At 58.5% G+C, this 21938-nt stretch carries 19 protein-coding genes and 2 pseudogenes; 15 read left to right on the top strand and 6 right to left on the bottom strand.

Going from position 1 to position 21938, the window contains the following annotated elements:
* Positions 1–148: 148 nt before the first annotated feature.
* From KGB07_RS29575 to KGB07_RS05310, 5 genes and pseudogenes are all read right to left on the bottom strand, one after another.
* A pseudogene (locus KGB07_RS29575) lies at positions 149–1312 on the bottom strand (tyrosine-type recombinase/integrase).
* Positions 1198–1611, bottom strand: a complete 414-nt coding sequence (locus KGB07_RS05325) for a hypothetical protein (protein WP_223464817.1) — start codon at positions 1609–1611, stop codon at positions 1198–1200. Before KGB07_RS05325 ends, KGB07_RS29575 begins: the two are co-directional and overlap by 115 nt.
* Positions 1612–1851: 240 nt before the next feature.
* The gene (locus tag KGB07_RS05320) at positions 1852–2256 is read right to left on the bottom strand and encodes a hypothetical protein (RefSeq protein WP_223464816.1); all 405 of its coding nucleotides are present in this window, start codon (positions 2254–2256) and stop codon (positions 1852–1854) included.
* A 47-nt stretch (positions 2257–2303) separates the two neighbouring features.
* Positions 2304–2495, bottom strand: a complete 192-nt coding sequence (locus KGB07_RS05315) for a hypothetical protein (protein ID WP_223464815.1) — start codon at positions 2493–2495, stop codon at positions 2304–2306.
* Positions 2496–3148: 653 nt separating this feature from the next.
* Positions 3149–3760, bottom strand: coding sequence for a hypothetical protein (locus KGB07_RS05310; RefSeq protein ID WP_223464814.1), 612 nt, complete (start codon positions 3758–3760; stop codon positions 3149–3151).
* A gap of 574 nt (positions 3761–4334) precedes the next feature.
* On the opposite strand from KGB07_RS05310, the pseudogene KGB07_RS05305 reads away from it, so the two are divergent.
* The 11 genes and pseudogenes from KGB07_RS05305 to KGB07_RS05255 form a co-directional block, all read left to right on the top strand.
* A pseudogene (locus KGB07_RS05305) lies at positions 4335–4655 on the top strand (transposase); the annotation flags it as partial.
* 204 nt (positions 4656–4859) lie between these two features.
* Positions 4860–6200: a gluconate:H+ symporter gene (locus KGB07_RS05300; protein WP_223464813.1), complete on the top strand. Its 1341-nt coding sequence runs from the start codon at positions 4860–4862 to the stop codon at positions 6198–6200.
* A 43-nt stretch (positions 6201–6243) separates the two neighbouring features.
* The gene (dsdA, locus tag KGB07_RS05295) at positions 6244–7596 is read left to right on the top strand and encodes a D-serine ammonia-lyase (protein ID WP_223464807.1); all 1353 of its coding nucleotides are present in this window, start codon (positions 6244–6246) and stop codon (positions 7594–7596) included.
* A gap of 161 nt (positions 7597–7757) precedes the next feature.
* On the top strand, positions 7758–8726 hold the full coding sequence (gene dsdC / locus KGB07_RS05290) for a DNA-binding transcriptional regulator DsdC (RefSeq protein WP_046038041.1): 969 nt from the start codon (positions 7758–7760) through the stop codon (positions 8724–8726).
* 249 nt (positions 8727–8975) lie between these two features.
* Positions 8976–9956: a quinone oxidoreductase family protein gene (locus tag KGB07_RS05285; protein WP_046038039.1), complete on the top strand. Its 981-nt coding sequence runs from the start codon at positions 8976–8978 to the stop codon at positions 9954–9956.
* 14 nt (positions 9957–9970) lie between these two features.
* A complete protein-coding gene (locus KGB07_RS05280) occupies positions 9971–10819 on the top strand; it encodes a TauD/TfdA dioxygenase family protein (protein ID WP_046038037.1) in 849 nt (282 codons plus the stop codon).
* 78 nt (positions 10820–10897) lie between these two features.
* Positions 10898–11950: a 3-keto-5-aminohexanoate cleavage protein gene (locus KGB07_RS05275; protein WP_046038036.1), complete on the top strand. Its 1053-nt coding sequence runs from the start codon at positions 10898–10900 to the stop codon at positions 11948–11950.
* Positions 11951–12058: 108 nt separating this feature from the next.
* Positions 12059–13390, top strand: coding sequence for an MFS transporter (locus KGB07_RS05270; protein WP_046038035.1), 1332 nt, complete (start codon positions 12059–12061; stop codon positions 13388–13390).
* On the top strand, positions 13387–14049 hold the full coding sequence (locus KGB07_RS05265) for a DsbA family oxidoreductase (RefSeq protein ID WP_046038034.1): 663 nt from the start codon (positions 13387–13389) through the stop codon (positions 14047–14049). Before KGB07_RS05270 ends, KGB07_RS05265 begins: the two co-directional genes overlap by 4 nt.
* Entirely contained in the window at positions 14046–14372 is a 327-nt protein-coding gene (locus KGB07_RS05260; RefSeq protein ID WP_046038033.1) for a Rieske (2Fe-2S) protein, read from the top strand. Before KGB07_RS05265 ends, KGB07_RS05260 begins: the two co-directional genes overlap by 4 nt.
* Positions 14369–15379, top strand: coding sequence for a YeiH family protein (locus tag KGB07_RS05255; protein ID WP_223464806.1), 1011 nt, complete (start codon positions 14369–14371; stop codon positions 15377–15379). Before KGB07_RS05260 ends, KGB07_RS05255 begins: the two co-directional genes overlap by 4 nt.
* Positions 15380–15508: 129 nt before the next feature.
* Here KGB07_RS05255 and KGB07_RS05250 read toward each other — a convergent pair whose 3' ends face one another.
* Positions 15509–16528 (bottom strand): AraC family transcriptional regulator, encoded by a 1020-nt coding sequence (locus tag KGB07_RS05250; RefSeq protein ID WP_046038057.1) that lies wholly within the window; start codon positions 16526–16528, stop codon positions 15509–15511.
* Positions 16529–16786: 258 nt separating this feature from the next.
* Between KGB07_RS05250 and KGB07_RS05245 the strand changes: the two genes are divergently transcribed.
* The 4 genes from KGB07_RS05245 (at position 16787) to KGB07_RS05230 (ending at position 21924) form a co-directional block, all read left to right on the top strand.
* Positions 16787–17341 carry an RBBP9/YdeN family alpha/beta hydrolase gene (locus KGB07_RS05245; RefSeq protein ID WP_223464804.1) on the top strand — a complete coding sequence of 185 codons (555 nt, stop codon included), beginning with the start codon at positions 16787–16789 and terminating at the stop codon, positions 17339–17341.
* 110 nt (positions 17342–17451) lie between these two features.
* A complete protein-coding gene (locus KGB07_RS05240) occupies positions 17452–19323 on the top strand; it encodes a DUF1302 domain-containing protein (protein ID WP_046038026.1) in 1872 nt (623 codons plus the stop codon).
* Positions 19324–19362: 39 nt separating this feature from the next.
* Complete coding sequence (locus KGB07_RS05235) at positions 19363–20718, top strand: DUF1329 domain-containing protein (RefSeq protein WP_046038025.1); 1356 nt, start codon at positions 19363–19365, stop codon at positions 20716–20718.
* Between the two features lie 111 nt (positions 20719–20829).
* On the top strand, positions 20830–21924 hold the full coding sequence (locus KGB07_RS05230) for a WD40/YVTN/BNR-like repeat-containing protein (protein WP_223464802.1): 1095 nt from the start codon (positions 20830–20832) through the stop codon (positions 21922–21924).
* Positions 21925–21938 lie beyond the last annotated feature (14 nt).

Here is a 21938-nt window from a genome sequence, read left to right as displayed (position 1 = left end):
ATTTTTAAATCTTTCAAGAGGCACGAAAAAGGAGATGGGGTGCTAGGGGGCGAGTGTTCGAATCACTCCGTTCCGACCATATTTTTCAATGACTTAGCAAAACTTTAGCCCGTTGGGCTTTTTCATTGGTGGGGAGTTTTTCGGGACTTCATCCAGCTTTCCTCTTCAAGATCGTCAGCACCGGCCCCCGCGAATCAGTTGCTGATACCATATTTGCAGCTTCAATCAGATGCCCGAGCGCAGCGCCCGAGTAGTGACTGGTGATGCTGCCGTTCTTGTGCCCTAGCAAGGCCTTTCGGTCTACCTGTGTGACACCTGCCGCCCGAAGGCGACGGCCAAACGTATGTTTCAAGTCATGCACCCTGATGGATGCGTATCCAGGGTGAGCGGGGCGAAGGTTTTCCTCCTGCCAGAGTTTCGCCGCTCTCACCCGCGCTTTCTTCCTGGCTGAATCATTCATGCGGTGCATCGCGTTGCCATTGAAAGGAAACACCCAGTCCTTGCTCTGACCGCGCTGTCTGTCGATGATCGATTTCGCCACGCTATTCAGCACGACCAGTCGCTCATCACCACTTTTCACACCTGACCGCTCGTTTCGGCCGCCAAAGTCGGACGGTATCAGGAATACGCTGGTGCCCAGTTCCGGTACCGAGATTTCCCAATCCCATCTCAATTTGCAAACCTCCTGCTCGCGGCAACCCGTGTTCACCTTGAACAGGGCCATCGTCTGCAGGTGCGCCGGCAATTCTCCGAAAAGGATCGATTGCTCTTCCCATGTCATGGGGTAGGGCTCACGAACCTTTTTCTTTAGATCCAGCTTGGCCAGCATTGGCACCGAATCAAGCTAGGGCCTGCGCTCTTCATCCCGCCACTTCCTTGCACAAAGCGAAAGAACCCGTATTACCCGCTCGATCGAGATGTTGATCGTGCGAGGCGCTACCGGCTTCAACTGCTTCCCGCCTGGCAACACCATTCCCTTCAAACGATCTCTCACGAACGGCTCAAGTGCCTGGTCATCGATGTGCGTCAATGGCAGATCCTTGAGGTATGGGTGGAGCTGCTTCAGGTGATGCGCCGTCAGCTTGATAGAGGGCTGATCCTTGCTCTCTATCAGGAACCGAGTCGCCGCTTCCTCCCAGGTTCGAGTGCGGCGTACGCCGTATACCTTCTGCTGTCGAAGCTGCTCCAGCCGATGAATCAGGTACTGCTCGGCTTCTTGCCGGTCACCTGTTCCAGTGCTCTCTCGAAGGCGCTCGCCTCGGAACACTTTGTCGATTTGCCAGACTCCACTTTTCTGGTAGAGGCCAGAGATCGCTTTTCTCGCCATGGTTTACCTCCTTTGGCTTCACCCTGGCGCTCGCTGCGAGGGCGATTGTTGTCCTGATTCACGGTCTTTTCAATCGACTTGCTCTCGATGTAGGCGTCTGCCCACTCATCCAGCTCGATACGATCAAACGCCACGCCCTGTTTTCCGATAGGGAATTCACGTACGTTCGGCCTGACTGTTTTGTTGAATTCGTCCCGGCACATGCCGAGATAGCCTGGTGCATCCATGAACCGGATGAACCTCGGCGGGATGCTTGAAGTCTTTACTGCTGTTGCGTTACCCATGGTGGGATTCCTTAGGCGAATGCCACCGTCGCCCGCCGTTCATCGGCAGGCCGGTAGGTGGATTGTGAAATCAGATGAGGGAAGTCAGGCAGGCTAAGAAGGTGAACTAAGATTTAGCGGTTCGCCTCGCCAGCGGCGTACACGCTTTCTCCCCTGAGGTGGCTGGCGGGGTGAACCCTTACCGATGCGGCCCCTTGTAGATGAGCCAGAGCATGTAAAGTGGCGCATCTATAGGAATGATCATGGCGTCGCTGTTTCCTGATCCAGGTCTTCAGCGCTGATCGTGAACGTCTCGATGTTCTTGACGCGGTAGAACGTGCAGTCGCAGTTTTTGCGAGCCCAGGCGTTGAGAAGGTCTTCCAGTTCTTGCTTGGCATCGGCGCTGACGTTCGGAAAGTCATCGGCCCATTCGCCGAGGTCGCTCGATGCTGCGTTATTTGCCATGGCATCAATCACAGCGTCCGAATCGACGAACTCGGCAGGATCTGTATAGTGGACTTCGCCTCGTTGGCACTCAGCACCAGGTGCGAGCTCCTCGTTTTGACTGAGGAACGAACACCAGTCAGCAGTCCATTCCTCACCATTGTTGGAATAGGCGTATTCAATGCGGGCCGAGACGGCGGGCAAAACATTTTCTTCAGGCATGACTTCGTCCTTGCCGCTATAGCGGCTGACTTTGAAGGGGGAGGGAGTTACAGAGGGGTGTTGAGTTTGCAAACTTCGTCGATGCAGGCCTTCCAGCCGTTTCCGCGCGTCGATTCACTCTTGCGCTCAGACAGTACTACCAGCTCGACTTGGCGCTGCACGACCATTTCGTTGGGAGCACCGACATGGTCTTGCGCGGTCAGCTCATCAATCCGCTGATCATGCACTGCGAGACGCAACTGAAGATCGTAGAGCTGCAGTCACGGAGGCCTCGCTCAGCTCACTGATTCTTTCCTGTGCCGCATCAACGACTTTCCGCGACGATCTAGTTGCCTGCCCTTGCATTTGCTTTGCTTTGCTTTGCTTTGCTTAGTAAGAGTTGCATAAGGTCTGCGTCCCTATCTTGTTGCAGTAGGTATTAACAGGCCTATTGTTTTGTATCTGAGTCTGAATAGCGCGTGTATTAGCCTCAACTTGGGCGTTGTTCGCTTGTACCACTTGTTTATATTCCTCCGACGCCATAGCGTATTGATTACAGACCTCTGCTGGTGGCGTTGTTAGGCCTGGATGATATATTGCCTGATATCTACTCTCCAAAAAGACGGGGTCAAAGCTATATGATCCAGCCCTGCTATTGAGCATTCGCTTTGCCCATAAAGCTGTATCAGGTGACATCTGACCTGAGATGCCACAAATCTGGACAACCGCATATCCCCTAGCAAAATCGTCATACACGGAATTTGGCATGATTGGTTTAGGCGTAGTAGCACAACCGGATAGCAAAGCTGCAATGCTGATACTCAGCATCAATCCTTTATTCATTCCTAACGTGATCACGAAAAAAACCTTAATGGCCAAAAGCCATAGAGGATGACCTGAATTTTTTTAACTGTCACCCCTTGGGTGGACAATATGATGGTGACGCATCATATGTCAGCGTGCCGTCGAGGATCGCCGCTTTGATCGCCTCGAATTCCCAGCACCAGTACTGACTGTCGACGTAGATGCGCAGACCGTCGCGATAGTCGTGTTTCTTGCGCTGGATAAAGGCTTCGGCAGCGGCATGGGTGAAGTGCGCGTTGACATAATCCCAGTGGTCGACCCAACCGGTGACAGTGTGCTCGGGCAGCCCGTCCAACACGTCCCATTGCTGCCATTCACGAGCTTTCATGAACTGCACGCCGCACTCGTCCTGCATCAACTGGTTTAGCTTGCGTTTCTGGTCGCGGTCACAGTTCTGCCAGTACTCGGTAGGGCTGTAGCAGACCGATTCGCCACTGTTGAAATACACCAGCTTTTTGTCGGTGTAGTCGGTATCCAGGCCGCAGATGATCTTGCGTTCTTCAACAATGAAGATTGCGCCGCTGGTGCAATGGTCGTCGACCCGCGGGCCTTTGCAGTCGTAGCGCAGGCGTTCTACGAAGTCGGTCCAGGTCGCTGCATTGAGGTCGGCGCCGCTCGCCAAGCTCGGAATCGGCTCGGCCGGTTTGTTTTCTGTGGGCATGGGGCGTCCTTGGCCGGGGCATGCCCGAGCGGTGAAGGTTGTTTGTGATCAGCTACAGTTGAATGTTTACGAACTGGGAGGGCTGGACATGAAGTGTTTAGTTTGTGGGGACGAAGCTAATATCCGTGCTACTGAGGATGGTGGTCGAGCAGTGGCTTGCCGGGAATGTGGTCGCTACGAAATCACCGGTGAGGTTTTGGCTCTTTCGGCGAAAAATCATTATCGAATCGATGTAGACAGGACGCAGATGTGGATTCAGGGGCAATACGTTGTCGGACGTGTAAGCCCCAAGATCGACCTTAAAACCGTGCGATGGGCTGGTGTTAGGTAGGATCAAAGCTGTCGCAGAATCCGCATCCCGATCCAGCGAACGACGGTGACCGCCTTGCTGTTCCCGATTGCCTTGTAGTGTGGGTGACTTCGCCTGTGACGCACACGGCTACCTGGCCGCCGGCGTTGGCGTGACTGTTCGAGTGGTTCATTGCTCGTAGCGTTGGTGATATCGCTCCGGCATCGGCGCCATGATCCTTGCAGCTGAAGGATTCCGAGGTGCTTGCTGGCCTTGTACCGAGTCATGCCGGCCGCTTTGCATTCCACTATCCGATGTTCTTCAGCACTCGCTCATTTAGCCGAGGAAAATCCAGTGCGAGGGGGGCGACATTTTTGTCGATGAATTCGGCGTGGGGGGGACTTGGGTTTGAGGGCGTCGAACCTGCCGCAACAGGTCATCCGGTCTATCGCACAGCAGTCTTGCTGAAGTTCTATATCTACGGCTATCTCAATCGAACTCAGTCCAGCCGCCGGCTTAAGCATGAGGTCGGGCGCAAACATCGAGTTGATGTGGCTGACGGGGTGTTTGGCTCCCGCTCTCAAAACCATTGCCGACTTTCGTAAATCGTAAGGTCTGGCTTGAGGTGTGATGGGACAGCAGGCTCGAACTTTCATCACTTCACGCCATGCACTCACCATAGATGACCTCATGTCATCCATCCCTTGAAAATCCATCCTTTGTCAGGTCCAGGTGTAGCGCTCTCTAATGCCGAAAAGCTGAGTGACCCAGATCACTCATTTCAACAATAAAAGCTCTTCAGGAGATTGTATGCACAGTGGTCCCACTCTTTTGCTGGTGTTGTTTTGCGCCATCATTCTGATCGTTTTTCTAATCGTCAAAGTGCGTGTCCATGCATTCCTGGCCTTGACCGCAGCGAGCTTTGTGGTGGGTATCGGTTCAGGCATGCCACTGGCGCAAATGGCCTCTTCCTATGAAAAAGGTGTCGGTGGAACACTCGGGTTCCTGGCAACGATCATTGGCCTTGGCGGCATACTCGGCAAGATGCTGGAAGAGTCCGGTGGCGCGGAGCGCATTGCCCAGACGCTATTGAGCGCCTTGGGTAAAGAGCGCGCCTCATGGGCCATGATGCTTGTTGGGTTTATCGCGGGCATACCTGTGTTCTTCGAGGTTGGATTCGTTCTGCTGATTCCCCTGATCTATGTGGTCGCCAAAGAGACCCGGATCAACCTTCTATACCTGGGCGTGCCCTTGGCGGTGTCGCTAATGGCGGTTCATTGCATGTTGCCCCCGCATCCTGCCGCCATGGCCATCACCGGGCTGCTGGGAGCCGATGTCGGCAAGGTGATTGTGTATGGCCTCATTATCGCGCTGCCTACCGCCATCATTGCCGGGCCGCTGTGGATCAAGCTGGTCTGCAAGAGTGAAGCGCCCGACGCTCAAGAAGCTTTTCTGGACGAACATTGCGTTGACAGCGCGACCCGGGACTTGCCAGGCCTTGGCTTGACGCTGATGACCATCCTGTTGCCACTTCTGCTGATGGTCGGCAAAAGTCTTGCAGCCGGACTGCCCCATGACTCCGTGCTCTTCAGCATAGTTTCGTTTCTGGGGACGCCGCTGATAGCACTGTTCATTGCTGTGGTGTTCGCTTACTGGGCGTTGGGTTTGCGCCGCGGTTTATCAATGCCTGACTTGCTCGCGCACACTCAGAAGAGCTTTCCTCCGCTGGCCAGCATTCTGCTGATTATCGGTGCCGGTGGGGCATTCAACGGCATCCTGGTCGACAGCGGTGTGGGTAACGCGCTGTCCGGTTCGTTGACGCAATTGAACATGAATCCCATCGTCCTGGCGTGGTTGGTGGCCGGGTTGATGCATTTCGCGGTCGGTTCAGCGACGGTGGCAATGATCAGCGCCGCCGGCATGGTGATGCCGATGCTGAGTGCTCATCCAACCGTAAGTAAAGAAATTATCTGTATTGCCATCGGTGCCGGCGCCATTGGCTGGACCCATGTGACGGACTCTGCCTTCTGGGTGGTCAAGGAGTACCTGGGTGTCTCGCTCGCCGAGGCGTTGAAGAAGTTCACCTCGGCCACCGTGTTGGCTTCATTGATTGCGCTGGGGCTGACCCTGCTGCTGTCGCAATTTGTTTGATCTCACCCGTATTTTCATCCTGATTATTTAAAGGGACCACGTCATGATTTTGGGAAGACCCCTTGAAAGCTGGTACTCCAGTTATCCTTTGATTCGCGATCTGGTCACGCTGCAAGAAACCACTTGGTTCAACCCTGCCGTGGCGCCGGTCGCGGAATCGATTGGCGATGTGGGGTTGACGGCCGCAGACGTCGCCGATGCCAGCGCGCGACTGACGCGTTTTGCTTCTTACCTGCGGCGTGCATTTCCGGAAACGGAAAGCAGTGGCGGCATTATCGAATCGGACATTCTGCCCGTGCCACACCTGCAGCAATTGCTCGGCGAGCGATACGGTCAGGCGTTGGAAGGGGCGCTGTGGCTCAAACGGGACAGCCATCTGCCGATTTCGGGTTCCATCAAGGCGCGCGGTGGAATCTATGAAGTACTCAAGCATGCCGAAGACCTGGCGTTGGCCGCGAATCTGTTGACGGTTGACGACGACTACGCAGTGCTGGACAGCGATAAGGCCCGTGCCTTTTTCGGCCAATACAAAATAGCGGTCGGCTCGACCGGCAACCTTGGAATGTCCATCGGTATCATGGGGGCGGCATTGGGTTTCCAGGTGACCGTGCATATGTCGGCGGATGCGCGGCAATGGAAGAAAGACAAGTTACGCTCACACGGCGTTACCGTTATTGAGTATTCCTCCGATTACAGCGTGGCCGTTGCGCAAGGCCGCCAACAAGCGGAGTCCGATCCAGCCTGCCATTTTGTGGACGATGAAAACTCGGTCAACTTGTTCCTCGGCTACTCGGTGGCTGCCGAGCGCCTGAAAAAGCAATTGGCAGTGGCTGACATCACTGTGGATGCGCAACATCCATTGTTTGTTTATCTGCCCTGTGGGGTGGGTGGCGCGCCTGGCGGCGTGGCCTTCGGCCTGAAGCTAGCCTTCGGCGATGCTGTCCATTGCATCTTCGCCGAGCCCACACACTCGCCGTGCATGATGCTGGGCGTCTACACCGGCCTGCACGACGAAGTGAGCGTGCAAGACTTCGGCATTGACAACGTGACGGCTGCTGACGGCCTCGCCGTCGGACGCGCTTCAGGTTTTGTCGGCAAGGCCATGCAGCGCTTGCTTGATGGTTTCTACACGGTCAGCGACGAGGAAATGTACAGTTTGCTGGCACTGATGGAGCGCAGCGAAGGTGTGCGCCTCGAGCCATCCGCGCTCGCCGGCGTGCCCGGCATTGCCAGAGTCCTGGCCGACCAGCAGGGCTACTTGGCGCGCGCGCGCCTGGACAGCCAGGCCATGATGCAAGCCACCCATCTGGTGTGGGCAACGGGCGGCAATATGGTGCCTTGCGACGAGATGGAAGCTTATTTGGCCAAGGGCCGTGAATTGCTCGCTAAAGGTTAATCGGGCCTGGATGGACCCGAATTGCCTGGACTCGACAGAGTTCTCGCTGATTTAAGCGTAAACCGAATGTGGCAAGATGAACGTCTTGCCACATTCTTTACGTTTACCCGCTGGAAATGCGTACAACGCAAGGCGGCTTTTGGGTTTGAGGGAAAACTGTCGTGCTCAACCTTCCTCCGCGTATCAGTTCCAGGCTCAACAGCAGCCAGTTCGCGAACCTTCACACCTTTTTGGTTGCCGCTCGTCATCTGAGCTTCGCCCGTGCAGCAGAGGAACTGTGTTTGACCGCAAGCGCCGTGAGCCACCGTATAAGTCGGCTGGAAACCGCCTTATCCATGAAGCTGTTCCAGCGCCTGACCCGGCAGGTCAGCCTGACGGACGAGGGCGAACGTATCTTCGATATACTCCAGAATGCGATGGGAGAATTGTCCGAGGCACTCGAGCAATCGTCACAGGTGGAAATTGCCGGCTCGATCGCGCTCTATGTCAGGCCTTCCATTGCCCAATGCTGGCTGGTTCCAAGGCTGGCGGACTTTATCGAGCGATATCCCTTGGTGTCTTTGGACCTGCGGGTAGGCAATGACAATGTCGACTTTCGAACCCGTAAAATCGACTTGGCCCTGTACTATGCCAATGGCGAGTTTCCCGGGCTGACGAGCCATCGGTTGATGCGCGAGCGACTGGCCCCGGTGTGCAGTCCCGAGTATGCGCGACGCCATCGCCTGGAGGAGAATCCGGATAACTTAAGGAACTGCACAACCTTGCATGACTCCCTGGCCTGGGATCATGCGGCCTATGATGCCGAGTGGACGCTTTGGGCAGAGCAACACAACCTGCTCACGGCACTTCCCAAACGTAGCTTGACCTTCGATCGTTCTGATTTATGTGTGACCGCAGCCATGAACCACGCCGGCATTGCAATTGGCCGCCAACAGCTTGTGCAGAAGCGGGTTGATCGCGGCGAGCTCGTTCTGCCGCTCGCTGAATTCAGCCGCTCAGGCCACTACGATTACTATCTGGTTCACCCGTCGCTCGGCACTATCCCCAAGCGATTGCTGGTTTTCATGAACTGGCTAAGAGAATGCGCGCGTCAATCATCACCCCTGGATGAGAACGACGACCTGTTCTGATGCGGCATGCGTACATGTGGGTGGTCGGGCCAGCCTCCAGTCGGTGAAGCCGCCGCTATCGAGCGTCACGCCTGAGTCAAATATGCAGATAGGGACGTCACCGGGGGAGGAAGGTGCCCAACGACGCCGTTTGTCATGAAATGTGCCGACGGTGTCGTCTGATGAGACGCGCTCAAAAGGCCTGCAGCTTACATTCCACTCAACGTCATCGCCGTAGTGCACCCAGAACGCTGATTGGAGAAAAAAAGCATGGCCCAAGTCGTACGATTTTACGAAACCGGTGGTCCCGAGGTTCTTCGCTTTGAAGAGGTAGAGGTCGGCGACCCAGGTCCTGGTGAGGTTCGACTTCGCCACGTAGCGGTCGGCCTCAACTATGCCGACACCTATTTTCGCAATGGCACTTACCCGATCCCGATGCCCAATGGCATCGGCGTTGAAGCCGCCGGTGTGGTGGAGGCAGTGGGCGAGGGCGTGAGCAATGTGGTGGTCGGCGATCGGGTCACCTATACCGGCTTTACCAACACCCTCGGCGCCTACAGCACCGAGCGCCTGATCCCGGCCGCGCCGTTGATAAAGCTGCCGGAAGATATTTCGTTTGAGACCGCAGCGGCCATGACCATGCGGGGGCTTACCTCGGCGTACCTGATGCGTCGCATCTATGACTTCAAGGCCGGCGACAGCATCCTGCTGCACGCTGCCGCCGGTGGTGTCGGCCTGATTGTCTCGCAATGGGCCAAGCTACAGGGCCTGAACGTAATCGGCACCGTGTCCAGCGAGGCCAAGGCTGAACTCGCCCGTGCTCATGGTTGCGATCATGTGATCAATTACAGCCACGAAGATGTGGCCAAGCGCGTGCGTGAATTGACCAGCGGTGTCGGCGTCAATGTGGTGTTCGATAGTGTTGGCAAAAGCACGTTCGAAGGCTCGCTGGACTCTCTCAAACGTCGTGGCCTGATGGTCTGCGTCGGCACGGCATCCGGTCCGATTCCGCCGTTTAGTCCAGCGCAACTGGCGATGAAAGGCTCGCTGTTCATGACGCGTCCGGCACTGGCAGATTACATCGCCGACCCGGCAGAAAAGGCTGACCTGGCCGGTGAGCTGTTCGGCCTGGTCGGGAGCGGCAAGATCAAGATCGGGATCAACCAGCATTACTGCTTGCAGGACGCCGTGCAGGCTCACCGTGATCTGGAGTCGCGCAAGACCACTGGCTCATCGATTTTCGTCATCTGAGGAGGTCTGCCGCCATGCAAGTCGAACAACTAACCTGCAGCATTGGCGCAGAGCTGACGGGCGTCAACCTTGCCGATGCCGTCCATGACGACGGTCTGTTCGCCGAGATCCGCGTCCAGTTGCTCAAGCATCGCGTACTGTTTTTGCGCGACCAGGACATCAGTCGCGCCGAGCATGTGGCCTTTGCCCAACGCTTCGGCGAACTGGAGGATCACCCGGTCATCGGCAGCCACCCGGATTATCCTGGCCTGGTGCAGGTTTACAAGAATCCGGACAGCCCGATCGACCGTTACGAGAACTCCTGGCACACCGACGCCACCTGGCGCGAGGCGCCGCCGCTGGGCAGCGTGCTGCGTTGCCTGGAGTGCCCGCCAGTTGGTGGTGACACCATGTGGGCCAACATGGTGGAGGCTTACAAGCATCTGCCAGACGAGATAAAAGCGAAGATCGAAGGCCTTCGTGCCCGTCATAGTATCGAGGCGACCTTCGGTGCGGTGATGCCGATCGAACGGCGCCTGGCGCTCAAGGCCCAGTACCCGGACGCTGAGCACCCCGTGGTGCGCACTCATCCAGAGACTGGCGAGAAGGTGCTGTTCGTCAATTCCTTCACGACTCACTTCACCAACTTCCACACGGCCGAACGTGTGCGTGTCGGCCAGGATTTCACCCAGGGCTCGTCCGAGCTACTGCGTCACCTGACCAGCCAGGCCCACATTCCGGAGTATCAGGTGCGCTGGCGCTGGAAGCCTAACAGCATCGCCATCTGGGACAACCGCAGCACACAGCACTACGCCGTGATGGATTACCCACCCTGCCATCGCAAGATGGAGCGTGCCGGGATCATTGGCGAAAAGACCTACTGAGCAACCTCACCGACACCCGTGCCAGCGCCCGCTCTGTACAGCCCGTCGGGCGGGCAACAATAAAAACAGGAGATAAGCATGCAGTTTTTCGACGATTCCCTGCACCCGGAAAACATGGAAAAAGTGGTGATTACTGTCGCCCCTTACGCCCCACAGTGGATGCCGGGAGACTTCCCTGAAGACATTCCGATGACCATGGACGAGCACGTGCAGGCGGCTGTCGACTGCTATGAAGCAGGCGCCACTGTGCTGCACTTGCATGTGCGCGAACTGGACGGTAAAGGCTCCAAGCGCCTGTCCAAGTTCAACGAGTTGATCGCCGGTGTGCGTGAAGCCGTACCGGACATGATCATCCAGGTCGGCGGCTCGATTTCCTTTGCCCCTGAAGGCGAAGGCGCGGAAGCCCTTTGGCTCTCAGATGATACCCGGCACATGCTGGCGGAACTGACGCCGAAGCCGGATCAGGTCACCATCGCCATCAACACCATTCAGATGAATATCGCGGAGCTGCTGTTCCCGCAAGGCATTGAAGGCACCTCCCTGCTTGATCCGGTGACCAATGCCGCGTATAGCGAAATGACCGTACCGGCAGGCCCTGCCTGGGTCGCCGAACACCTCAAGCGCCTGCAAGCCAGCAATATCCAGCCGCACTTCCAGCTGACCGGCATTCATGCCTACGAAACCCTCGAGCGCCTGGTGCGCAAGGGCGTCTACAAGGGCCCTTTGAACCTGACCTGGATCGGCATTGGCGGTGGATTCGACGGCCCGAACCCGATGAACCTGATGAACTTCATCAATCGCGTACCGGATCGTTGTACCTTGACTGCCGAGTCGCTGCTCAAGAACGTCCTGCCACTTAACACCATTGCCCTGGCCATGGGCTTGCACCCACGACTCGGTAATGAAGACACCATTATCGATCAACACGGCAAGCGCTTCTCTTCCGTAGAGCAGGTCAAGCAGACGGTGCGTATCGCTCACGAGCTGGGGCGTGAAATCGCCACCGGTAAAGAGGCGCGCGACATCTACCGTATCGGAGTGCAGTACAAGACTGTTGAAGAAACCCTGTTGGCCAACGGCATGGCACCGAACCGCAAGCCGAGTCAGAAGGGCGTACCACAGCGCGGGTAATCCAGATGGCGGGGCAGGAAGCCAATGGCGTTCTGCCCCTGCCCACCTGAACGCGTGAGCAAGACCAAAAACAATAACAAAACGGGTGCTAGACACCGAGGAGGCAGCATGGCGTTTCATCACAGTACTGTGGCCGATGAAATGGATACTTCGATTGGCATTCCGCGACGGTACGCCTGGATTGTGTTTGTGCTGACCTTTGGCTTGTTGATTTCCGATTACATGTCACGGCAGGTACTCAATGCCGTGTTCCCGATTCTCAAGAACGAGTGGACGCTGAGCGACGGCCAACTCGGTCTGCTGAGCGGCATTGTCGCGCTGATGGTGGGCCTACTGACCATTCCCCTGTCGCTGCTGGCCGACCGCTTTGGCCGGGTCAAGAGCCTGGCGCTGATGGCCATGCTGTGGAGCCTGGCCACCCTGGGCTGCGCCCTGGCACAGAACTACCCGGAAATGTTGTTTGCGCGCTTCATGGTGGGCGTCGGCGAGGCGGCCTACGGTAGCGTCGGCATCGCCGTGGTGGTGTCGGTGTTTCCCAAAAGCATGCGTGCGACCCTCGCCAGTGCCTTCATGGCGGGCGCCATGTTCGGCTCGGTGTTGGGTATCTCCATCGGCGGGGCGATTGCGGTCAAGCTGGGCTGGCGTTGGTCGTTCGCCAGCATGGCGCTGTTTGGCCTGCTGCTGGCGGCGCTTTACCCGATCATCGTCAAGGAGGCGCGTATTGCCCCGCAGCGCCTAGCCACGGTCGGGAGCAATGCCAAAACGGCGGTCAAGCGTCCGCTGCGCACCTTGTACGGCACGCGTTCGGTGATCGCCGCTTATGTCGCCAGCGGCCTGCAGACGTTCGTTGCCGGTAGCATGATTGTGTGGATGCCGAGCTTTTTCAACCGCTATTACGGGATGGGCGAGGGCAAGGCCGGGGTTGTGGCAGGCGTCATGGTGCTGTGCTGCGGCGCCGGCGCGATTCTCTGCGGCATGCTCAGTGATCGCCTGTGCCGTCAATCTCCATTGCGCAAGATCGAGATGTCCATGGTGTTCTGCCTGGGCAGTTGCCTGCTGATGTCGCTGGCGTTGGTTCAGTCGACCGGTCCTGTGCAGTTGGGGCTGATCGGCCTGGCCATGCTATTGGTGACTGGCGTCAACGGCCCGACCATTGCCACGATCGCGAACCTGACCCACTACAAAGTGCATGGCACTGCTTTTGCCACCCTGACCCTGGTCAATAATTTGCTCGGCCTGGCCCCGGGGCCTTTCGTCACCGGCAGAGTGTCCGATCTTATCGGCCTGCACGGGGCCTTCCAGCTGGTGCCGCTGATGAGCATCGCGGCAGCGGCGGTGTTCTTCTATATCCGCTGTCACTATCTCGATGACATGTCCCGTGTGCAGGGTGAGGCGGTCGATCAAGCGCCCGCTAAAGCGGTGATGGAGGTGTCACCGTGACGAGGGTATTGCGTGTTGATGCGTTCTTCGACTTCATTTGCCCCTGGTGCCTGATTGGCAAGCGTCAGCTCAATCGCGCACTCACGAAGTTGCGCGCCAGCCACCCGGAGATCGAGTTGGAGCTGGTCTGGCATGGCGTGCAGTTGCTGCCGCACCTGCCGGCGCAGGGTGTGCCTTTTGTCGAGTTCTACCAAAAGCGTCTGGGCAGCGCCGAGGCCGTGCGAGCGCGCCAGGCGCAAGTCCGGCAGGCCGCAGCCGCCGTAGGCTTGAGCATCGACTTCAGTAGCATCAAGACGATGCCCAATACTGCCGATGCTCATCGGCTGTTTGAGTGCGCCACTGAACTGGGGAGTGTGGCGCAGCGCGACGCCTTGCTGGAGCAGCTGTTCGCCGCCTATTTTCATCGTGGCAAGGATCTCGCAGACAGTGCCACCCTGTTGGCGATCGCCGAGTCCTGTGGCTATCCGCGCGCGGCCCTGGCCGACTGTCTGCTGGGTGCTCACTGCCCCTTCGATGATGACGGGATGGGCGCCCGGGGGGTGCCTTATTTCATCTTCAACCGGCGCCAGGTGGTGTCCGGTGCGCAGCCGGCCGAGGTGCTGTTGCAGGCCATGCACCAAGCCCTTGCGCAGGACGTGACCGGGAGTCAATCGGCATGAGCCGGCGCATTGCGGTGCCGCCCGAGAAGGTCCCGGCACTTGGCATGCGCACGCTGTTCGAGCCGGCGGGCAGCAGCCTGGCATTGTTCAATGTCGCCGGCCAGCTCTACGCCATCGACGACAGCTGTCCGCATCAGGGGGCTTCACTGTGTGGTGGCCGACTTGAGGGCCGGGTGATCCAGTGCTGTGCCCATGGCCTGCGCTTCGACCTGGCGAGCGGCTACCTGCTCAATTCAAACAGCGTGAAGGTCGGCAACTACCCGGTCGAGGTGGTCGACGGCCAGGTGTTCATTGTCATCACTTCCAGGGAGACCGCGTTATGAGTGCCATTGCTCTGGCCTATGTCCATGGCCGCGTACAAGAACGGGTTCCCGGTTTTATCGTCAGCCTGATTGTTGCTGCAGCGGCGAGTTTTCTATCCGAGCACTATGGTGCGCCGGTCATGCTGTTCGCGCTGCTGCTCGGTATGGCACTGAATTTTCTCGCCAGCGATGGCAAGTGCAAGGCCGGTATCGAGTTCACCTCACGAACCGTGCTACGCATCGGCGTAGCGTTGCTGGGTATGCGTATCACCCTCGAACAGATCGCCGCGCTGGGCTGGAAACCGGCGGCCCTGGTGGTGATCTCGGTCGTGGTGACCATCCTCGTCTCGATGGTGGCGGCCAAGGCCATGGGGTTCCAGCGTCTGTTCGGCATGCTCACCGGTGGCGCTACGGCCATTTGCGGTGCCTCCGCGGCGCTCGCGCTGGCGGCGTCTTTTCCCAGCCATCCGCAGAAAGAGCGCGCCACGCTGTTCACTGTGATTGGCGTGTCGGCACTGTCGACCCTGGCCATGATCGTCTACCCGATGATCGCCAACTGGCTCGAGCTGAATCCCCAGTTGGCCGGGGTGTTCCTCGGCGCCACCATTCACGATGTTGCCCAGGTGGTGGGTGCCGGCTACAGCATGTCTACCGAGACTGGCGATACCGCCACTGTGGTCAAGTTGATGCGAGTGGCCATGCTCTTGCCGGTGATCGTTTGCGCGGCGATGATTTCCCGCACGCAGGGCGTCGACCCGACGGGTAAACGACCGCCGTTGTTACCCTGGTTCGCGGTGGGCTTTCTGATTCTCGCGTGCGTCAACAGTACTGGCTGGGTCGTCCCGGCAGTGCAGGGGTTCACCAACGAACTATCGCGCTGGTGCCTGGTCATCGCCATCAGCGCCCTGGGCATGAAGACCCAGCTCAAGGAGCTTGCCGCGGTGGGTATCAAGCCCATTCTGCTGATGGTGGGGGAGACAGTCTTCCTGATTGTTCTGGTGCTGTTACTGATGCGCTGGGGTTTGTAAACAGACGCGCTATCGAGGACTGCGCGACTCACTGGACAGCGCGAGCGTGAGTCAAGTGTCGTACCCCGGATGTGCTCCTTTTGCGGTCGTCTGTTTCAGCAGATGACCGTTTTTTTGCTGCGGGGCGTATCAACTGTCTTTGCGCGGCACGATATTGTGTTCGCTGCGCCAGGCGGCTGGCGGCATGTTGAACTGGGAAACGAACCAGCGAGTGAATGAGTTGGGCATGGAGTAGCCAAGCATGTCGGCGATCCGCCCCAGCGAGTACCCGGGGTTCTCCAGGTAGCGAATCACCAGGTCGCGGCGCACGCTATTGATCAACTCGCTGAAACTGGCCCCTTCTTCGTCCAGGCGGCGCTGCAGGGTGCGCACGTTCATGCCCTGGCTTTGAGCAATCTGCGCAATGGTCGCGCGACCCATGGGGAGCAACAGGTAAATGGATTTGCGCACCTCAAACGCCACGGAATGGTCGTTTTTGCCCAGCAGCGAATCCATGTAGCGCTGCGCATGTCGGGCCATGGCCGCATTGGCCAGAGGATTGGCGGTGTCGAGGTTGGTGGCGGGACAAACGATGCCGTTGAACTCGCAGCCGAACTCCACCTTGCAACCGAAGATCCGTCGATGCACGGAGAGATCTGCCGGAGCGTCGTGGGAGAAACAGACATTGATCGGGTGCCAGTGCGCGCCGAGCATGGCGGCGCAAAAGCGGTGCATCACGGCGATGGCCAGTTCGATGGATTGGCGGTTGTTCGTGCCCATGTCGGTAACCAGTTCTTCGCGAATGATCACCGTACTGCCGCTTTCCTCTACGAAAATCGCCAGTGACTCATTGATCTGCTGACGGTAATGCACGATCACATTCAGCGCATCGCGAAGCGTGTTCTGGTGACTGAGCAGCAGGCTCACTTCACCAAAGTCCGCGAGTTGACGCAGCTCGGCCATACGCAGGCCGAGGGTTTCACAACCACTCAGGCGCGCCGACTTCTCCAGCAGGATGATGCTGGCGGTGGCCGGGATGCGTTGGCTCGGATCGCTCAGAAGTGCGGGACTCAAACCCACCTCGGCTAACAGCGTGATCGCGTTCAGCCGTAGATGGTGAGCCACATCCAGGTAGTTGGTCAGTACGGCGGTTCGTGCTTGTACGGGCATGGCGTGCATACATTCCACGTTGTGACAAATGAGATCTCGCTGTCGCAGTTACCTGCCAGTTATAGAGACTTGATCGTGAAATGAAAAGCGCCGGGTGCGGTAAATCCAACCGGGCCGACTCACGGACGCTGTCATCAAAAGGGAAGTGGCTGACGCTAAATGTAACCCGCTCCGACAAGGCGAATCCTACTGTGCTGCTGGCAGGGTTCGAAACATTCGCGGACCCGCTCGATGGATTGTTCAAGGGTGAATAGCGCGATGAATGACACCACGATTTTGATAGTTCCGGGCTTGCGCGATCACGTGCCAGCGCATTGGCAAACGCTGCTGGAAGCCAGGTTGGACAAGGTCCGCTCAGTACCACCTCTGGAAGACAACAAGCTCAGTCTGGCGGCACGAGTGGATGCGATCCAGCGCGAGCTGGAGCAGATTTCCGGTCCGGTGATCCTGGTGGCCCACAGTGCCGGTGTGCTGATGGTGGTGCACTGGGCCGCCTGTCATGACCGCCCGATCAAGGGCGCTTTGCTGGCCGCACCACCGGACCTCGAGGCCAAATGGCCAATCGGTTATCCGACCGCTGAGAGCCTGCGGGCCAATGGCTGGGACCCGCTGCCAAAAGGGCCGCTGCCGTTCCCGACGATTGTCGCGGCCAGTACCAACGATCACCTTGCTCGCCTGGAGTCGGTGACCCAAATGGCCCGTCAGTGGGGCAGCGAACTGGTCAACCTCGGCGCCGTAGGCCACCTCAATCCAGCCTCCGGCTACGGCGAGTGGCCGCAGGCAGAAGACTTTATCCGCACGCTGGATCGCTAGACGCAAACGCCTGAACAGAACCGCCTGAAGAAGCTCGCATCACTGCCGGACCTGATGTGAGCCGTTGTTAGAGCCAAAAAACAAAAACAACAAAAAACGGAGACAACGTAATGCACACCACGACAGGGCATAGCCCTTTGCGTCGCAGTCTGCTGGCTAACGCCCTGCTGCTCGCCTCCATGCCGGCTGCCCATGCCTTTGAACTGAGCAATGCCAGTGAAGATTGGACCGTGCGCTTCGATAACACCCTCAAGGCCAGTTACGGTCAACGGGTGCAAGGTCAGAATTCGAAGATTGCCAACGCCGCCAACTATAACGACGGCGACAAAAACTTCAGTGTCGGCAGTGCTGTGACCCAGCGGGTCGATCTGCTGACCGAGCTCGATGTGGTTTACCAGCGCAAGATGGGTTTTCGTGTCAGCGCCGCGAGCTGGTATGACCATGCCTATGACGATGTCGGTTCCAACTCCAACCCTTTTCCAGGGCAGGCCGGCAATGCGGGTAACCTGGTAGCGGCTCGTCAGTCCGGCTCTATTCAGCCTGGCGACTCGCTGAACGGCCACGTTGCACGCAAGCATGGGCTGAGCAACTACAGCGACCGTTATTACAACGGTCCCTCCGGTGAGATCCTTGATGCCTTTGTGTTCTACAGCACCGAAGTCGGCGAGGAGTCGATGTTCAGCAGCAAGCTCGGCAGGCACAACATGTTCTGGGGCGAGACCCTGTTCAATGCGGCCAACGGTATCAACTATGGTCAGTCGGCCCTGGACCTGGCCAAGTTGTACAACGTGCCGGGCACCGAAACCAAGGAACTGTTCCTCCCGCGCAACCAGCTTTCCATGTCTTTCACGGTCAATCCGGAGCTGACCTTGGGCGCGCAGTACTTCCTGGAGTTCCGCAACACCCGTCTGCCTGAGGGTGGGACCTACATGGGCGGCTATGACATGTTCGGCGAAGGCGGGGAGGTGTTCTGGCTGCCAGTGCCGACGGCGCTGGGCGGGGCCGGTGCTTTTTTTGGTACGCCGCGCGGGCATGACGTCAAGCCAAACAACTCCGGCGACTTCGGGCTGATGGCCAAGTGGAGTCCGGAGTGGCTGGACGGCACCTTGGGCTTCTACTACCGCAACACCTCGGACCCGATGCCAGTGGTGCTGGTCAATGCGCCCAACCTGCAACAGCCAGGTCTGCCGGGGCTCGCGGGTGCCGAATACCTGGCCGCTTATGCCGATGACATCGACATCTACGGCATCAGCCTGTCGAAAAATGTGGGTCCGGTCAGCGTCGGGCTTGATGTGAACTATCGCGAGAACATGCCGCTGCTGAGCAATTTCACTACCATCAACCCGACCTTGAGTGCACAGGCTGCGCAGGGTCTGGTCAACGGCGACAACCTTATCGGTGCCGTGCCGGGCAGAGGTGACACCGGAACGGCCCGTGGCAAGACTTTCCACGTGGTACTCAACGGTCTGGTGAGCTTTGGCAATACCCCGTTGTGGGACTCGTCTTCGTTGGCGGTAGAAGGTGCCATGACCCATCTGGTCAGCGTCGACAAGGGCCAGCAGTCCTTCAAGGGCAACTCCAGTTACCAGGGCGTCGACAAAGTCGACACCAATGCCTACTCCATCGCGACCAACTTCACCCCGACCTGGTTCCAGGTGTTCCCGGGTGTGGATATGTCCATGCCCGTTTCCTACAACGTCGGCCTCAAGGGCAACTCGGCTGTCCAGTTGGGTGGCAGCGAGAACGCCGGCAGCTACTCCGTAGGCATCGCCGCGGACGTCTATCAAAAGTACAAATTCGACCTGAAGTACGTGGATTCTTTTGGTCCTTTCAATACCTGTGAAACCGGGCTCGATAACAACACCCCCGGCAGTAGTGGGCAGTACCGCTGCATTCCCGGCCAGATCACTTCGCAGGCCGGCCTGGCGCCGCTGCTCAAGGATCGCGGGATGCTCACGGCCTCGTTCAAAACCACCTTCTGATTGACGCTCAGATCACAAAAACAAGTGGAGAGAATTCAGATGAAATTGCTAAATAGCGTGTTGGCAGCTTCCCTGGCGGCTGTCATTGCCGGTCAGGCCCAAGCGGCTGTATCGGCTCAGGAAGCAGCCAGGTTGGGCACCAGCCTGACCAATGTGGGCGCCGAGATGGCAGCTAATGCCGATGGTTCGATTCCAGCCTACAAAGGCGGTCTGACCACCCCGCCAGCCGGCTTCAAGGCGGGCGACGGCATGCGTCCGGACCCGTTTGCCGACGAGAAGCCGCTGTTGGTCATCGATGGCAAGAACGTTGAACAGTACAAGAGTCAGTTGACGGCCACCACGGCAGAGCTTGCCAGGCGCTATCCCACTTACCACATCAATGTGTATCCGACCCATCGCACTGTCGCCCTGCCTCAGGCGGTGCTGGACAACAGCGTGAAAAATGCCACCGGTACCCAGTCCATCAATGGCGGTCTGTCCATCGATAACCTGCTGCCCGGCGTGCCGTTCCCGATCCCGACCTCGGGCAGTGAAGCCATGTGGAACCACCTGCTGCGCGTAGGGGGCAATCGAAATGTCAAATATGACTCCTGGAACGTTGACTCGGCGGGTGTACCGACACTGTCCACCACGGCGCTGTCGTTCTCGAACTATCCGATCTACGACGACATGTCGAAGCCGTTCAAGAGCACTGACGTGTTCTTTCAGATGAAGCTGTATTACACCGGTCCCGCGCGCCGTGCGGGAGAGGCAATCATGCTCAAGGACACTGCCAACCCATTGGAGCAGCCACGCCGCAGCTGGCAGTACCTGCCTGGCCAGCGTCGAGTGAAGCTGGCGCCGGACCTGGCCTATGACACGCCTAACCCTGGTACGGGCGGTGCCGGTACTTACGACGACGTGTTCGTGTTCAACGGTGCGTTGGACCGCTTCGACTGGAAGCTGGTGGGCAAGCAGGAAATGGTCGTGCCCTACAACACCTACAAGCTGACTTACGCTGTGGACGCCAAGCAACTGACGACCCCCAACCACATCGCGTCTGACTTTGTGCGCTGGGAGAAACACCGCGTCTGGGTAGTGGAAGGCACGCTCAAATCCGGCGCGCGGCACATCTACCAGAAGCGCCGCATGTACCTGGATGAAGACAGCTGGATCGCTTTGGCTTCTGACCAGTATGACTCCAGCGGCAAGCTCTACCGTGGCTCCTTCGCCTTCCTCAGCCAGAGTTACGACAAAAACATCCCCGATGTCTCGCCTTTCATGATCTACGACCTGGTGGGCGGCTCCTACAACATCAACGGCATCACGGGCGCGTACGGCGGCATCAAGTACATCGAGTCTCTCTCAAAGGCGCAGTGGGCTCCGGATGCGCTGGCAGCGTCCGGCATCCGCTAAGCGTCAGGCGACAGAAGTCCGGGGTGATCGGTAGAGATCCCCCGGTTACCGACTCCGGCGCCGGACTGCACCTCGTGTGCTGTGCGGTGCCGTTTTCCTGGAAGGTGCGGTATGGGTTCCTTGAAAAATTTCGTACTGGTACTGCTGTGTTCGATGCTGGCGCTATTGCAGGGTGTTGCTCAGGCGGCCGGTTATGTTGATGTGCTGGATCTGCCCGCCAAGCCGAGTCCTTTGGCCGTGCGTAGCCCCTTGATCGGCATCGCTCGCGCCGGTGAGCGCCTGGTCACCGTTGGCCAGCGTGGCCATATTCTTTATTCCGATGACGCTGGCAAGCACTGGCTGCAGGCTGGCGTCCCGGTCAGCAGCGATCTGACCGCGGTGTTTTTTCCTTCTGCCAAACAGGGCTGGGCGGTCGGTAACGACGGTGTCGTGCTGCATAGCAGCGATGCCGGCACCACCTGGCGCAAGCAGCTCGACGGTCGTCAGATCGGCGCCTTGCTGGTCAAGCATTATGAAGCGCTGGCCAGTGCCGAGCCGGCCAACGAGCAGTGGCCACTGCTGGTCGCCGAGGGTCAGCGCCTGGTCGAGCAGGGCGCGGACAAACCGCTGCTCGGCGTCTGGTTCGCCAACGACAAGACCGGCTATGTGGTCGGGGTGTTCAACCTGATCCTGCGCACCGACGACGGTGGCCAGAGCTGGATGCCGTTTCAGGATCGCACCGACAACCCCCAGGGTTTCCACCTCAACGCCATCGCCTCCACCGGTGACAGTGTGTACATCGCCGGCGAGCAAGGCCTGTTGCTCAAATGGGATGACAACAGCCAACGCTTCGCCGCCGTTCCGACGCCCTATCAGGGCAGCTTCTTCGGCGTGCTCGGCAAGCCCGGGGAAGTGTTGGTCTTCGGCTTGCGCGGCAATGTGCTGCGCAGCACCGACGGTGGCCAGAGCTGGACCGCGCTGGACACCGGCCTGCACGTCAGCATCACCGCCGGCCTGATCGATGCCCGTGGCCATTACCGCCTGTTCACCCAGGGCGGGCAGTTGCTGGTCAGCCAGGGCACTGGCGCGCAACTGCATCTGGTGCAGCAACCGGCGCCGACGCCGACGCCGATAGCCGGCGCCACCCAGTCCGCCGCTGGCGCCTTGGTGCTGGCCGGCAGCCGTGGTGCGCGGACGTTGTCCGTCGACCCAGCCCTCGAACCCTAAGAGCGAGAACCCAG

The sequence above is a fragment of the Pseudomonas sp. GL-RE-26 genome, from assembly GCF_019956275.1.
GTDB lineage: Bacteria > Pseudomonadota > Gammaproteobacteria > Pseudomonadales > Pseudomonadaceae > Aquipseudomonas > Aquipseudomonas grandcourensis.
This window is presented reverse-complemented; position numbering and strand designations above follow the sequence as displayed.

Coding starts and splice junctions, on each gene's coding strand:
- KGB07_RS05325 (WP_223464817.1), bottom strand. CDS start 1,611: ATGGGTAACGCAACAGCAGTAAAGACTTCAAGCATCCCGCCGAGGTTC.
- KGB07_RS05320 (WP_223464816.1), bottom strand. CDS start 2,256: ATGCCTGAAGAAAATGTTTTGCCCGCCGTCTCGGCCCGCATTGAATAC.
- KGB07_RS05310 (WP_223464814.1), bottom strand. CDS start 3,760: ATGCCCACAGAAAACAAACCGGCCGAGCCGATTCCGAGCTTGGCGAGC.
- KGB07_RS05300 (WP_223464813.1), top strand. CDS start 4,860: ATGCACAGTGGTCCCACTCTTTTGCTGGTGTTGTTTTGCGCCATCATT.
- dsdA (WP_223464807.1), top strand. CDS start 6,244: ATGATTTTGGGAAGACCCCTTGAAAGCTGGTACTCCAGTTATCCTTTG.
- KGB07_RS05285 (WP_046038039.1), top strand. CDS start 8,976: ATGGCCCAAGTCGTACGATTTTACGAAACCGGTGGTCCCGAGGTTCTT.
- KGB07_RS05280 (WP_046038037.1), top strand. CDS start 9,971: ATGCAAGTCGAACAACTAACCTGCAGCATTGGCGCAGAGCTGACGGGC.
- KGB07_RS05275 (WP_046038036.1), top strand. CDS start 10,898: ATGCAGTTTTTCGACGATTCCCTGCACCCGGAAAACATGGAAAAAGTG.
- KGB07_RS05270 (WP_046038035.1), top strand. CDS start 12,059: ATGGCGTTTCATCACAGTACTGTGGCCGATGAAATGGATACTTCGATT.
- KGB07_RS05260 (WP_046038033.1), top strand. CDS start 14,046: ATGAGCCGGCGCATTGCGGTGCCGCCCGAGAAGGTCCCGGCACTTGGC.
- KGB07_RS05255 (WP_223464806.1), top strand. CDS start 14,369: ATGAGTGCCATTGCTCTGGCCTATGTCCATGGCCGCGTACAAGAACGG.
- KGB07_RS05250 (WP_046038057.1), bottom strand. CDS start 16,528: ATGCCCGTACAAGCACGAACCGCCGTACTGACCAACTACCTGGATGTG.
- KGB07_RS05245 (WP_223464804.1), top strand. CDS start 16,787: ATGAATGACACCACGATTTTGATAGTTCCGGGCTTGCGCGATCACGTG.
- KGB07_RS05240 (WP_046038026.1), top strand. CDS start 17,452: ATGCACACCACGACAGGGCATAGCCCTTTGCGTCGCAGTCTGCTGGCT.
- KGB07_RS05235 (WP_046038025.1), top strand. CDS start 19,363: ATGAAATTGCTAAATAGCGTGTTGGCAGCTTCCCTGGCGGCTGTCATT.
- KGB07_RS05230 (WP_223464802.1), top strand. CDS start 20,830: ATGGGTTCCTTGAAAAATTTCGTACTGGTACTGCTGTGTTCGATGCTG.